Genomic DNA, 14302 nt, shown 5'->3' on the forward strand with positions numbered 1-14302 from the left:
CATGCTGCCGGCGAGCCCGACCCTGGACGCGCCGGCCGACGCCGTCGCCGACCCCGAGTGGGCGGCGGAGGCCCGCCAGACCCTGCAGCAGGCCGACGCGCGCCTGTACCGCCGCTACGACCAGGGCGACAACATCGAGCGCCTGCTGGCGCTGCGCGCGCGCGCGGCCGACCACCTGATCCGCCTGGCGTGGCAGCGCTGCATTCCGGCCAACGCCGGGTTGGCGCTGTTCGCGGTGGGCGGCTACGGCCGCGGCGAATTGTTCCCGCGCTCGGACATCGACCTGCTGGTCTTTGGCCCGACGCAGGCGCAGCGCACCCATGAAACGGCACTGGCGCGCCTGTTCGCGCTGCTCTGGGATTGCGGCCTGCCGGTCAGCCACGCGGTGCGTTCGGCGCAGGAATGCGTGCAGGCCAGCGCCGACCAGACCGTGCTCACCGCGCTGATCGAATCGCGCCCGCTGGTGGCCGACGACGCGGCACGCCAGGCACTGAAGCAGGCGGTCAACAGCGACGGCCTGTGGCCGCCGCGCGAGTTCTTCCTGGCCAAGCGCGACGAGCTGCTGGCGCGCCACCAGCGCTTCGGCGACACCGCCGACAACCTGGAGCCGGACATCAAGGACGGCCCCGGCGGCCTGCGCGATCTCAACACCCTGGGCTGGATGGCGCTGCGCGCGTTCGGCGTGCGCGAACTGGAAGCACTGGTCGGCCTGGGCCACCTGGGCGCCGACGAAGCGGTGGCGCTGCGGCGTGAGCGCTGCGCGCTGGCCCGGCTGCGCTTCGGCCTGCACCTGGTGGCCAACCGCCCGGAAGAGCGCCTGCGCTTCGACTACCAGAAGACCCTGGCCGCGCGGCTCGGCTTCGTCGACGACGTGGAAAGCCTGGCGGTCGAAAAGATGATGCAGGGCTTCTACCGCAGCGCCACCGTGGTGCGGCGGATCAGCGACCGTCTTCTGCAGCGCTTCGAGGAACAGTTCGACGGCGAAGCCGTGCCCGAGCCGGTCAGCGTGGGCTTCTCGCTGCGCCGTGGCTACCTCGCCGCGAACGATCCGCAGTGGCCGCAGGGCGACATCGAACAGGTGTTTGCGCTGTTTTCCAGCTGGGCGTACAACCCCGACGTGCGTGGCCTGCATTCGCTGACCGCGCGCGCGCTGGCCGAATCGCTGGGTGAGCTGCCGGCGTACACCGACGCCAGCCCCGCCGCGCGCGAGCAGTTCATGGCCCTGCTGCGCAGCCCGCGCGCGGTCGACACGCTGGCGCGCATGGCGCGGCTGGGCGTGTTGGGGCAGTGGATTCCCGCGTTCGCGCAGGTGTCCGGGCGCATGCAGTTCGACCTGTTCCATGTGTACACCGTGGACCAGCACACGCTGATGGTCCTGCGCAACATGGGCCTGTTCGCGACCAGCCGCGCCGACGAACGTTTCTCCATCGCGCATGAAGTCTGGCCGCGCCTGCGCAAGCCGGAACTGCTGCTGCTGGCCGGGCTGTTCCATGACATCGCCAAGGGCCGGGGCGGCGACCATTCCGAACTGGGCGCGGTCGACGCGCGCGCGTTCTGCGAGGCGCATGGGCTGGGCAGCTCGGACACCGAACTGGTGGCCTGGCTGGTCGAACAACACCTGCGCATGTCGGTCACCGCGCAGAAGCAGGACATCTCCGACCCGGACGTGATCCACCGCTTCGCCACCCTGGTCGGCAGCCGCGACCGCCTCGATTATCTCTATCTGCTCACCTGTGCCGACATCGCCGGCACCAGCCCCAAATTGTGGAATACCTGGAAGGACCGGCTGCTGGCCGACCTGTACTTCGCCGCGCGCCGCGCGCTGCGCGACGGACTGGAAAACCAGATGCCGGCCGCCGAACGCGTGCTCGAGGCGCGCGAGACGGTACGCGCGCTCGTGCGCGAGCGCGGCTATGACGACGCCACCATCGAACGCCAGTTCACCGTGATGCCGGACGAGAGCTTCATCCGCCTGCGCCCGGAGCAGCTGGCCTGGCAGGCGGCGGCGCTGGTACCGGTCAAGCAGGGCCAGACCCTGGTCAAGGTGCGCCGGATCAACGCCGACGACGATGCGCTGGAAGTGTTCGTGCATTCGCCGGACCGCGACGGCCTGTTCGCCGCGATCGTGATGACCCTGGACCGCAAGGGCTACGGCATCCACCGCGCGCGCGTGCTGGATGGCCCGGTCGAAACCATTTTCGATACCTTCGAAGTGACCCCGGCCGACAGCTTCGCCGACGGCGACGCGCCGCGCCTGGAAGCGGCGCTGCGCGACGCGCTGGCCGGCGACCTCGCCCAGCTGCGGCCCTCGCGCCGGGTGGTGCCGCGCCAGCTGCGCCACTTCCGCTTCGCCCCGCGCATCGAGTTCCGCGACGCCAACGACAACGACACCGGCGGCACCCGCTTCAGCCTGGTCGCGCCCGACCGCCCCGGGCTGCTGGCCGATGTCGCCTTCGTGCTGCGCAACCAGGGCCTGCGCGTGCACGACGCGCGCATCGCCACGTTCGGCGAGCGCGCCGAAGACATGTTCGTGATCAGCGATGAACACGACCGCCCCCTTACCGAAACCGCCAGGCAGCAGCTGCGCGACGCGATGCTGGCCTGCCTGGACCCTGATCGAAAAGCCGGAGACCCCCACTGATGGCCACCAAGCCTGCCAAGAAGACTGCCGCGAAGACTGCGGCGGCCCAGAAGACTGCTGCCGCACCTTCGCCCGCGAAGAAGAACGCTGCGAAGAAGACCGCGCCGGTCGCGACGAAGGCCGCCGTGGCAAAGAAGGCACCGGCCAAGAAGACGGCCGCCAGCAGCGCCGCTGAAACCGCCGCCAAGCGCGCCGAAACCATCGCCCGCAAGTCGCTGCGCAAGCCGGCCACGCCGGGCGTGGAAGAGCTCAAGTTCGGCATCGAAAGCGCGTTCGAGCGCCGTGCCACGCTGACCCTGCATGAGATCGAAGGCTCGACCAAGCCGCTGGTCGGGCGCGTCATCGACGGCCTGGAAACCGGCGAATTCCGCGTGGCCGAACCCGACGGCCATGGCGGCTGGAAGGTCAACGAGTGGCTGAAGAAGGCGGTGCTGCTGTACTTCCGCGTCAACGACATGGCCGTGGTGGATGCGCGTCCGGCGCCGTTCTGGGACAAGGTCGAATCGCGCTTCGCCGGCTTCGACGAGGCGAAGTTCCGCCGCGCCGGCGTGCGCGTGGTGCCCGGTGCGATCGCGCGCCGTGGCAGCTACTTCGGCAAGGACGTGGTGCTGATGCCGAGCTTCACCAACATCGGCGCCTACGTGGGCGAAGGCACCATGGTCGACACCTGGGCCACGGTGGGTTCGTGCGCGCAGATCGGCAAGCACTGCCACCTGTCCGGCGGCGCCGGCATCGGCGGCGTGCTCGAGCCGCTGCAGGCCAGCCCGACCATCATCGAAGACCATTGCTTCATCGGCGCGCGTTCGGAAGTGGTGGAAGGCTTCGTGGTCGGCCACCACAGCGTGATCGGCATGGGCGTGTTCCTCGGCCAGAGCACCCGCGTGTACAACCGTGCCACCGGCGAGATCAGCTATGGCTCGGTGCCGCCGTACAGCGTGGTGGTGTCCGGCCAGCTGCCCTCCAAGGACGGTTCGCACTCGCTGTACTGCGCGGTGATCGTCAAGCAGGTGGATGCCAAGACCCGCAGCAAGACCAGCGTCAACGAGCTGCTGCGCGGCCTGGCCGACTGAGCAAGTGACGTAATCGGGGCATCGTTTCGATGCCCCGTGACGCTTCTGCCACGCGCAACGCGTTGGCTTCGCAAACCGCGTCACAGCTTGAACCGTCCATCGTCCCGGCACCGCCGGGGCGTGGCTATGCTGCCGTTTTCCCGGCAGAAGAGGCCTGTATGGAACGGCTCGGCAATACCGTATCGGTAATCCAGCATGCGTACTCCCCGCCGTTCGCGGTGCAGGCGACCGACGCGGGCAGGGTGGTGCCACACGAGGTGTTCAACGCATCCGGCTTCCAGGGCATGCCTTTCGTCCCGGCGGGCGAGCACTGTGTGCGGCTGACCGAGGCGGACTACCTGGTTTCCGCGCTGTACCAGAAAATCGTCAAAAGCGGCGAGCTGTCCACCCTCAACGCGGACCTCGATACGCTCAGTCGCGTCCTGACCCGCAGCATCGGCGCCGAAGACGGCGACCCGCAGCAGCGCGTGTCCAACATCTACGTGGGCAAGGCGCTGAACATCCTGTGCCAGCTGCTGCGCCGACGCGGTGAGTTCGACTACGACAGCACCCGCCTGCTGGCCGCGGCGCGCCACGCCATCCTGGCCATCCGCGCACGGCACGATTTCACCCTGGAAAACCTCAGCGTGATCATGTTCCACCTGGGCGAGCTGATCAATCACCCGAAGCTGCAGACCGTGTGCGGGCGGGCCATCACCCGACACCTGCTGCCGATTTTCGAGTCCAAGCTGCACGAGCTGCCGGAGCATGCGGTGACCGGCACCTGCCTGGCATTCGGGTTGGTCAGTGCGCTGCGGGCATCCGAACACCAGATGGTCCGCCCGTTGGACGGGGTGCTGCCGCGGCCAGCGGCCGACGCACTGCTGCTGCGGCTTCCCGCCCTGCTGCAGGCGCAACCCGACCTGCTGGTCCACTGGGAAAACCGCACGCTGGCGCTGGTTGCCAAGTACGGGGTGCAGTACCTGCGCCGGCTTGGGCAGCTTGGGCGCGGCCAGTGCCAGAAAGTAGCGGTGGATACGTTGCAGCTCAATGCGGCGAAGGCGCTCAAGCCGATCATCGACGAGGCACGGTTGCCCTCGCGAGGCGTGTGGGACCAGCGCGATGGCGAGTTCCATGGGTTTGGCCCCGAGAAGCAGCTCAAGGACTACCTGGCCTACAGCACGCACTACTACTGCGAGTGGCTGGGCAGGCAACAGGCATGGGTACAGGACCTGGTGGTCCTGCGGGAAGCTGCACGCGGGCCGCTCCCCGACAATCCGCACGACGGGCGCAACTTCGCCGAGGTCGCGCGCAACGGGGTGATCGTGGCACCCGTCGCGACCACGACGTGGAGTCACGCAGACGCTGCGCCTGTCGCTCCAGTGTCAGTACAGCGGTCGTCTTCGGACGAGACCGATGTCTGGCAGGCGCCTTCTGAGTTGAGCGAGTTCAGCCAGGCGGCTGGAAGGCTCATGCGCCTGCACGAGGCGGCGGATCGGCATGACCGCGAAGACGCCATCTCCGCCACCAACGCCCTGGTCGTGGCAGTCGTATCGGGCAGGATCGCGCTCGATACCGCCTCGCGCGTGCAGATGCTGCTGGACATGGATGGGGTATGCATGCGGCTGCACTTGGCCGATCCCTTCGATGCGCCGCAGTATGAGCATCAGCTGGAGGGCATGTGCGCCTTCATGTCCTCGGAGCTGTGCCTGCTGGTGGACCGCATGGGACGCCCCCTCATTGGCGATGCGGTGGCGTTCAGGACTGGGCTGTCGAGCTGGCAGCGTACCCTGCTGAACGCGCTCAACACGCCGGTTGGGGAGTGACAGGCGGCTATACTCGGCGTCGCACACCCTGTAGCCCAGTATGAGTATCTTCCTGCAATGACCACCACCCTTTACGGCCTCAAGAACTGCGACACCTGCAAGAAGGCCACCAAGTGGCTGGACCGCTTCCAGGTGGCGTACGCCTTCGTCGATTACCGCGAGCAGAAGCCCAGCCCGGAAACGCTGGTCGACTGGGCGGCGCAGGCGGGTGGCTTCCCAGCGCTGGTGAACCGTTCCTCGACCACGTGGCGGCAGCTGCCGGAGAACCGCAAGGCGGCCGCGTCGGACGCGGAATGGAAGCTGCTGCTGCGCGAGCATCCGCAGCTGATCAAGCGGCCGGTGGTGGTCACCGACGATGGGGTGATGAGCCAGGGTTTCTCCGACAACGGTTTCAAGCAGCGTTTCGGAGTGGGGGCATGAACGACGTCGTCGCACTGACCTGCGACCTGATCGCGCGCCCGTCGGTCACGCCGGAAGACGCGGGCTGCCAGGCGCTGCTGGCCGGGCGGCTTTCGCGTGCCGGTTTCGAGTGCGAGCACCTGCGGCTGGGCGAGGTCGACAACCTGTGGGCCACGCACGGGCAGGGCGCGCCGGTGCTGGTGCTGCTGGGCCACACCGACGTGGTGCCCAGCGGCCCGGTAGAGGCCTGGCGCAGCGATCCGTTCGATCCACAGATCCGTGACGGCGTGCTTTACGGGCGCGGCGCAGCGGACATGAAGGGCAGCGTGGCGGCATTCGTGGTGGCGGCCGAGCAGTTCGTGGCCGCGCACCCGCAGCACCCCGGCACGCTGGCGGTGCTGCTGACCAGCGACGAGGAAGGCGACGCCATCGACGGCGTGCGCCGGGTGGCAACCCTGTTCCGCGAGCGCGGCCAGGCGATCGACTGGTGCATTACCGGCGAACCGTCGTCGACGGCGGTGCTGGGCGATCTGCTGCGGGTAGGCCGGCGCGGCAGCCTCTCGGCGACGCTGACGGTGCAGGGGGTGCAGGGCCATGTGGCGTACCCGCACAAGGCGCGCAATCCGATCCATCTGGCCGCTGCGGCGCTGGCCGAGCTGACCGCGCGGGAGTGGGACGACGGCTACGAGAGCTTCCCGCCGACCAGCCTGCAGGTCTCCAACATCCACGCAGGCACCGGCGCCAACAACGTGATCCCGGGCGAGCTGCAGGTGCTGTTCAACCTGCGCTACAACCCGCACTGGAATGCCGATGCACTGGAACAGGAGATCACCGCGCTGCTGGACCGCCACGGTCTGGAGTACCGGCTGAAGTGGCACCGCAGCGGAGAGCCGTTCTACACGCCGGAAGGCACGCTGCGCCAGGTAGCGCGCGAAGTACTGGGCGAGTTCGCAGGCGCGCCGCCGGAAGAAAGCACCGGCGGCGGCACCTCCGACGCCCGCTTCATCGCGCCGCTGGGCGCGCAGTGCATCGAAGTAGGGCCGGTCAACGCCAGCATCCACCAGGTGGACGAGAACGTCTCGGTGGCCGACCTCGAAGCGCTCCCCGCGCTTTACCAGCGCCTGATAGAGCGCCTGCTCGCGCGCTGACACGCATGGCGTGTCACTACGCGCCGTAGAGCCGGGCTGTGCCCGGCTGCACGCAATCCATCACGCCACGATCAACCCGAACGCCGCCAACGCAGCGGCCGCCTGCCGCTGCGAGATCACCGCTTTCTTGAAGTGCTTGGCGTCCATCACATGGAGCCCGGTGATGTCGGCGCCCCGCAGGTCAGCGCCCTCGAACCGGGTCAACCGGGTCTGCGCATTGCGCAGGCTGCCCCCTTCAAACACGGCATCGCGGAAGTCGCAGCCAGACAGTTCGGCATCGGAAAAATCCATGCCCACCAGTTCCGCCTTGCGAAACGACAGCCCGCGCAGGTCGGCGCTGACCAGCAGGCAGTCGCGGAACTCCAGCGCCCAGCCGGTCACTTCCTGCAGGTGCGCGCCGGTCAGCTTGCAGTCCTCGAAGCGCACCGACGACAGCGTCGCGCGGCGCCAATGACTGTTGTTGAGATCGCAGTGCGAAAAGCGCGCATCGCTCAGCAGGGCCGAACTGAAATCGCACTGCCCGCCACGGCACTTGGTCCACTGGGTCTCTTCCAGCGATGCGGCCAACCAGGACGCCCCGGCGACCGAGCAGCGCACAAACTGGAATCCGTCCATGTCCAGTCGCGAAAAATCGCCCTCGTCGAACGTGCAATCCTCAAAAACAGCGTTGCGCGGATGTGCCGCAACGATCGCCTGCATGCGCGCACGACCGATCGTTTCGTCGCGGAAAGTGATGATGTCCATGCCGCGCATTGTCGACCATCGCCGAACCTCAATGCAGTCTTGCTGGGCGCTGGAATCTGTGTACAACGCGGCGTGTAGTGCCGGGGGCTGCCCGGCTGCCCTTGATTGCATGGCATCCGGGGCGCCGGGCTCTGCCCGGCTTCATACATCTGGGCGAACAGCCCTCGGCGGAGAGATTCCCTGGTGTTGGGCCGGCGGGTGGGGGGTACGGGACACGCATCAAATCTCCCGTTAAGCTCGGGCGGCACATCCATGTGCCTTCACGGTCCCGTACCCCCCACCCGCCGCATGGCGTGTCACTACGCGGTGCGCCTGCGCCGTTTGGTAGGGTCGGTTCCCAAACGACCGCCGTGAAATCATCTGCGCTCGGTGACGCATGGAAATGATCGGCATCGCCACGCCGGCCACCGGCGGGCAACCGCGTTTCCCTTGGCCACCGGCCAACTGTCAAAGGGTCGCCCGGTGTCGGTTTGAGGGGGGCTGAGCCGCATGGATGCGGCGACGCAGCTTACATGGACGTACTTGCGGCGACCCCGCAAACCGGCACCGGGCGGCCCAAGCCAGGGAACCCTCGCACCTGCGGGCTGTTCGCCTGAATCCAACCGCAGCCGGGCAGGGCCCGGCTCTACCGGGAAATGGCATCCGGACGTTCCGGCACAGCCCCGCCCGCGTAGGTTGCGACAGCAACTGTTGCACTCCCCCCAAAACAGCGCTACGGTCGACCCATGTCCTCGCTCCTGGCCACCGCCGTCAACAACAACCGCAATAATCTGCGCGCGAATAATCGTGCGCGGCCGATGCGGGACTGCGACCAGGGCTAGAACAAGCAACACACGCCCGGACCCCAGAAAACCCGCATCGGCCGATGCGGGTTTTTTGTTTTCCGGGTGCAGGTCAGGCCCGGGATCGGTGGCCGGTCGAATGCAGCCGTTACGTGTATTCCCCCAACCTCAAGGAGCTGTTCCCATGTGTTCGATCTTCGGAATGTTCGGCCTGCAGGCCGGCGATGACCTCACCGTCCTGCGCCGCCATGCGCTCGACCTCTCCCAGCGCCAGCGCCACCGCGGTCCCGACTGGAGCGGCGTCTACGTCGACGAGGGCGCCATCCTCGTCCACGAACGCCTCGCCATCGTCGACCCCGCCGGCGGCTCCCAGCCGCTGCTCTCCGAAGACGGCAGCCTTGCCCTCGCCGTCAACGGCGAAATCTACAACCACCGCGAACTCAAGGCCGAACTGGAACAGCCCTACGCCTTCCAGACCGGCTCCGACTGCGAAGTCATCAACGCCCTCTACCAGCAGGACACGCCGTCGTCCTTCCTCAACCGCCTCAACGGCATTTTCGCCTTCGCTCTGTGGGACCGCGCCAAGCAGCGCGTCCTGATCGCACGCGACCCCATCGGCGTCGTGCCCCTCTACTGGGGCCATGACAAGGACGGTCGCCTGCTGGTCGCCTCCGAACTGAAATCCCTCGTCGACACCTGCGCCGACGCCGCCCAGTTCCCGCCCGGCCACTGGTACGACAGCGCCACCGACACCCTCACCCGGTACTACGAACGCCCCTGGCGCGACTACGCCGCCGTCGAAGGCGTCGACGCCGACCGCGCCGCCCTGCGCGAAGCCTTCGAACGCGCCGTCCACCGCCAGCTGATGACCGACGTCCCTTATGGCGTGCTCCTGTCCGGCGGCCTGGATTCCTCGCTCGTTGCCGCCGTCGCCGCACGCTACGCCCGTCACCGGATCGAGGACGGCGACCAGAGCGAAGCCTGGTGGCCGCGCCTGCACTCCTTCGCCATCGGCCTCAAAGGCTCCCCCGACCTCGCCGCCGCCGCCATCGCCGCCGAAGCGCTCGGCACCGTCCACCACGGCTTCGAATACACCTTCGAAGAAGGCCTCGACGCACTGCCCGACGTCATCCGCCACGTCGAAACCTACGACGTCACCACCATCCGCGCCTCCACCCCCATGTTCCTGCTTGCCCGCCGCATCAAGGCCATGGGCGTCAAGATGGTGCTCTCCGGCGAAGGCAGCGACGAGATATTCGGTGGCTACCTGTACTTCCACAAAGCCCCCAACGCCCGCGAATTCCATGAAGAACTCGTGCGCAAGCTCGACGCGCTCAACAACTACGACTGCCTGCGTGCCAACAAGTCGATGATGGCCTGGGGCGTCGAACCGCGCGTGCCGTTCCTCGACCGCGAATTCCTTGACGTCGCCATGCGCATCGACGCCCGCCACAAAATGGTCGGGCAGGGCGGCGACGGCGCGCGCCGGATCGAGAAGGCCGTGCTGCGCGAAGCGTTCGAAGGCTACCTGCCGGACTCCATCCTGTGGCGGCAGAAGGAACAGTTCAGCGACGGCGTCGGCTACGGCTGGATCGACGGACTCAAGGCCCATGCCGAAGCCCAGATCAGCGACCGTGTCATGGCCGCAGCCGACAAGCGCTTCGTGCACAACCCGCCGCAGACCAAGGAGGCCTACTACTACCGCCACGTTTTCGAGCAGTACTTCCCCAGCCAGGCCGCCGCCGAAACCGTGCCGGGCGGCAAGTCGATCGCCTGCTCGTCGCCGGCCGCCATCGCCTGGGACGCCAGCTTCGCCGCCATGGCCGACCCCTCCGGTCGCGCCGTTGCCGGTGTGCATGAGCAGGCCCTGGCGTAACCCCGGCCACTGGGCGGGTCCACCGGTTACCATTCCCCTCTCAGGCATTGGGGAATGGTCATGGATGCACAGACCGGAGGCAGCGTGCCGCGGATGAAATGGGGCTGGCAGTACCTGGCCTGGGCCGGTGTCCCGCTGCTGATCGGCCTGGCCCTGGCCCGCTACGCGGGTCCGGACCTGCCGGCCGTGGCGGCTAAAGCCGAACCGGTGGTGGGTAGCGACTGGGCCCACCATCTGGCCTCGCCATTGGGCCTGTTCCTGCTGCAGTTGCTGGTACTGCTGATCGTGGCCAAGGGCGCGGGCGCGCTGCTGAAGCGTCTGGGCCAGCCGGCGGTGATCGGCGAAATGGCCGCCGGCCTGATGATGGGCCCGCTGGTCCTCGGCAGCCTGTTGCCGGGCCTGCACGGTGCACTGTTCCCGGCCACCTCGCTGGGCCCGCTGGGCATGCTCAGCCAGCTCGGCGTGTTGATGTTCCTGCTGGTGGCCGGCGCCGAGCTCGACCTCGGCGGCCTGCGCGGCCGTCGCCGTTTTGCCTTTACCGTCAGCCATGCCGGCATCGCCGTGCCGTTCGTGCTCGGCGTGCTGCTGGCGATCTGGCTGTATCCCGAGCATGGCCCGCAGGGCGTGGGCTTCACGGCGTTCGCCCTGTTTGTCGGCATTTCGCTGAGCATTACCGCGTTCCCGGTGCTGCTGCGGATCCTGTCCGACCGCGGCATCAGCCGGACCCCACTCGGGCAAACCGCCATTGCCTGCGCCGCGCTTGGCGACGCCACCGCCTGGTGCCTGCTCGCCCTGATCGTGGCGGCCGCGCAGGCGGCCGGCTGGGTGCCGGCCAGCCTCAGCCTGCTGTGCGTGGCGGCGTTCATCGCGCTGATGCTCGGCGTGGTCAAACCGTGGTTCGCGCGCCAGCAGATCCAGCAGGGCACCGAAGGCCGCTGGCTGCTGGGCATGCTGCTGTTGTCGCTGGCCAGCGCGCTGGTGACCGAAGTACTGGGCATCCATGCCCTGTTCGGCGCGTTCGCGGCCGGCGTGGCGGTGTCGTCCAACGCGCAGCTGCGCCACCTGCTGATGGCGAAGGTGGAGCCGTTCGCGGTGACCCTGCTGTTGCCGCTGTTCTTCGCCATGACCGGCCTGCGCATGCGCGCCGACGCACTGCAGACCAGCGACCTGCTGCTGTGCGCGGTGGTGATCGTGCTGGCCACGGCCGGCAAGCTGCTGGGCACGTGGAGCGCCGCGCGCAGCGCCGGCATGGACGGTCACGACGCCTGGAAGCTGGGCGCACTGATGAACACCCGCGGCCTGATGGAGCTGATCGTGCTCAACCTGGGCTACGAGCTGGGCTTCCTGGGCGACCGGCTGTTCGCGGTGCTGGTGCTCATGGCGCTGGTGACCACGGCGATGACCGGGCCGTTGATGAACCTGCTGGAACGTCGGCGGTAAGGGGTAGAGCCGCGTCACCGTTCGCAATCAACCGGCTGGCGTCAACCTCAACGTGTGCTGCGCCGGCCCCGGCAGGAACGGGGTCGGCTTGCCCTGCACCCAATCCTGATGCCCCGCGCCCCAGAACGGCGACAGCGGGTGCCCGCTCTGGCCGCCCGGCATGTGGATGATGCCGTCGGCTTCATGCCCGGGCGACACCACCATCCGCTGCGACGCGCCGAAGTTCGGCCCCTGCACGCGCGGCAGGTTGCTGTCGCCGGGCAACGGATCGGCAGGCATGCACAGCCAAGGCCTGGCGAAGCCGGGCAGGGCGCGGCTGATCGGATGGCAGATGTCGGCGGTATTGCGCTCGCCCCAGGTGCGTTCGACCAGGCTCGGGCCCTGTTCGGCGAGGTCCTTCTCCAGGTCACGCGCGGTGTCGGCGAGCAGGGCCTCCCAGCTGTCATACCGCGGCGGCAGCAGATGCATCGGCCGTTCGGTGACCAGCGGCCACAGCACGCCTTCCAGCTGCGGCATGCGCGGTTCCAGATAGTCCTCGCCCAGCGTGGCCTTGGCCGGCGCCAGCAGACCCGCAGAGACGGCGTCCAACAACTTGCCACGGAAACCACGCGCGACCCGGTAGCTCACCGAATCGGCCGTGGCGCGACCGTTCCACTCGCGGGTGGCTGCTTCCAAGCGCTTCAGCGCGGGGTCGTCGCTGTGGCTCACCACGTCGCGCATCAATCGGTACCAGCGCTCCATCAGCACGGCGCGGTCGTCGAGCTGGATCGCCAGCAGGTCGCGTTCGGAGAAACGCTGTTTCGCATTGAGGTCGTCGCGGATCTGCCGTCCACGTGCGCCGAGGTCGTAGCCGGCATCACCGGCGACGGCCAGCTCGGCTCCGTCCAGCACGCGACCGTTGGCGGTCCAGAGCCGGTGCGAGGGCGGGTCGATCAGCGCCGGTGCCGCATCGCTGCGGATCGGCCACGGCGCGCAACTGGCCGGGGCGGTGGTGGTGAAGCCGTCGGGCGGGCAGTCGGCGGCGCGGTCGGGGCGCGCGCCGAGCAGGCGCCAGGCGATGCGGCCATGGCTGTCGGCGAGCACCAGGTTCTGGGTGGGAATGCCGGCACGGTCGGCGATCTTCAATGCGTCGTCCAGATCGCCAGCGCGGGCCATGTCGGCGAAGTCCAGGCGAACGGCGCCTGGCAGCTGCGCGGTCCAGCGCAGCGCTTCGCCGCTGCCGTCGGGGCGTTCGTGCAGGATCGGGCCCCAGGCGGTTTCGCGCACGCGGAATCGCACCTCGGGCGCGTTGGCGACGCGGATGGGTTCTTCGTGCACGGTCACGCCGGGTTCGTTGGCGGCGACGGGGCGGAAGTCGGCGGTGTCGATGTAGCTGTTGGTGAAGCCCCAGGCCACGTGGGCGTTGCTGCCGACCACGACGGCCGGCAGGCCGGGCAGCGAGAAGCCGCTGACGTCCACCTTGCCCCCGGTGGCGAGCGCGTCCGGATAGCGCAGGCGCACGCGGAACCAGAGGCTGGGGGCGCGCAGGCCGAGGTGCATGTCGTCGGCGACGATGGCGCGGCCGTCGGCGGTGAGGGCACCGGCGACGGCAAAGTTGTTGCTGCCGTGCACGTCGGCTTCGGCAGGCACCGGGGCGGGGGCTGCCGTGTCGCTGCGCAGGTCCAGCACGTCCTTGCCGGGCAGGACGGCGTTGCCGCGCGCGTCGCCGAACAGGGGGGCATCCCATTCGCTGCCGTCATGGCTGAGCAGGGCGTACAGGGCCGGCGGTGCAACCTCGCGGATGCGTCGCATGGCCAGCTCGTTCTGGTTGGCGGGATCCTGCAGGTCGGCATACATGGCCAGGCCGGTGAGGATGGAGTCGGTGCGGGTCCAGGCGGCGGGCTGCTGGCGCAGCAGGAGGTAGGGCCAGGGGCGCACGCGCAGGGCGCCGACGCCCTGGTTGACGCCGTCGACATAGGCCTGGAGGACCTCGGCTTGGTCGCCGAGGGCGTCGGCCAGGTGGGCGTCGGTGCGGGCGCGCAGGCGGTGTACGCGCATGCGCTTGTCGACATCGACGGCGGGGGCCCCGAACAGTTCGGAAAGCTCGCCGGCGGCGGCGCGGCGCATGAGGTCCATTTCGAAGTAGCGTTCCTGGGCGTGGACCATGCCGAGGGCGCGCATGGCATCGGCCTGGCTGGCGGCGTCGATGGTGACCACGCCGAGGGCGTCGCGCTGGATGCTCACGGGGGCCTGGAGGCCGGCGAGGGGGGTGTCTCCGTCCAGGGGGGCGAGGCTGCCGCGGAGCAGGGTCCATGCCACGCCGATGACGACAAGCGCTATCGCGCCGAGTACCGCACAAGCCCAGAGCAACCGCTTCAGCCAACGACGCATGCCGTCTCCCCGACGTCCGTGATGCCC

General features: G+C 68.6%; 9 protein-coding genes. 7 read left to right on the forward strand and 2 right to left on the reverse strand.

Annotated features, from left to right (window positions below):
• The first annotated feature begins 1 nt into the window (after position 1).
• The 5 genes from PDM28_RS06460 to dapE all read left to right on the forward strand — a co-directional run bounded on the left by PDM28_RS06460 (position 2) and on the right by dapE (position 7063).
• A complete protein-coding gene (locus PDM28_RS06460; RefSeq protein ID WP_311184218.1) occupies positions 2-2641 on the forward strand; it encodes a [protein-PII] uridylyltransferase in 2640 nt (879 codons plus the stop codon).
• Entirely contained in the window at positions 2641-3711 is a 1071-nt protein-coding gene (dapD, locus tag PDM28_RS06465) for a 2,3,4,5-tetrahydropyridine-2,6-dicarboxylate N-succinyltransferase (RefSeq protein WP_311184219.1), read from the forward strand. Before PDM28_RS06460 ends, dapD begins: the two co-directional genes overlap by 1 nt.
• Before the next feature lie 158 nt (positions 3712-3869).
• On the forward strand, positions 3870-5516 hold the full coding sequence (locus PDM28_RS06470) for a hypothetical protein (RefSeq protein ID WP_311184220.1): 1647 nt from the start codon (positions 3870-3872) through the stop codon (positions 5514-5516).
• A 57-nt stretch (positions 5517-5573) separates the two neighbouring features.
• The gene (locus PDM28_RS06475; RefSeq protein WP_102946673.1) at positions 5574-5936 is read left to right on the forward strand and encodes an arsenate reductase; all 363 of its coding nucleotides are present in this window, start codon (positions 5574-5576) and stop codon (positions 5934-5936) included.
• On the forward strand, positions 5933-7063 hold the full coding sequence (gene dapE, locus PDM28_RS06480) for a succinyl-diaminopimelate desuccinylase (protein ID WP_311184221.1): 1131 nt from the start codon (positions 5933-5935) through the stop codon (positions 7061-7063). The genes PDM28_RS06475 and dapE overlap by 4 nt, the downstream gene beginning before the upstream one ends.
• Positions 7064-7123: 60 nt before the next feature.
• Here dapE and PDM28_RS06485 read toward each other — a convergent pair whose 3' ends face one another.
• A complete protein-coding gene (locus tag PDM28_RS06485; protein WP_311184222.1) occupies positions 7124-7807 on the reverse strand; it encodes a pentapeptide repeat-containing protein in 684 nt (227 codons plus the stop codon).
• A gap of 966 nt (positions 7808-8773) precedes the next feature.
• Between PDM28_RS06485 and asnB the strand changes: the two genes are divergently transcribed.
• Both asnB and PDM28_RS06495 read left to right on the forward strand, forming a co-directional pair.
• Entirely contained in the window at positions 8774-10465 is a 1692-nt protein-coding gene (gene asnB / locus PDM28_RS06490) for an asparagine synthase B (protein ID WP_311184223.1), read from the forward strand.
• A gap of 60 nt (positions 10466-10525) precedes the next feature.
• Complete coding sequence (locus PDM28_RS06495; RefSeq protein ID WP_311184224.1) at positions 10526-11905, forward strand: cation:proton antiporter; 1380 nt, start codon at positions 10526-10528, stop codon at positions 11903-11905.
• Positions 11906-11932: 27 nt separating this feature from the next.
• On the opposite strand, the gene PDM28_RS06500 is transcribed toward PDM28_RS06495, so the two are convergent.
• Complete coding sequence (locus PDM28_RS06500; RefSeq protein WP_311184225.1) at positions 11933-14275, reverse strand: penicillin acylase family protein; 2343 nt, start codon at positions 14273-14275, stop codon at positions 11933-11935.
• Positions 14276-14302: the final 27 nt, after the last annotated feature.

The sequence above is a fragment of the Stenotrophomonas aracearum genome (assembly GCF_031834615.1).
Lineage (GTDB): Bacteria > Pseudomonadota > Gammaproteobacteria > Xanthomonadales > Xanthomonadaceae > Stenotrophomonas > Stenotrophomonas aracearum.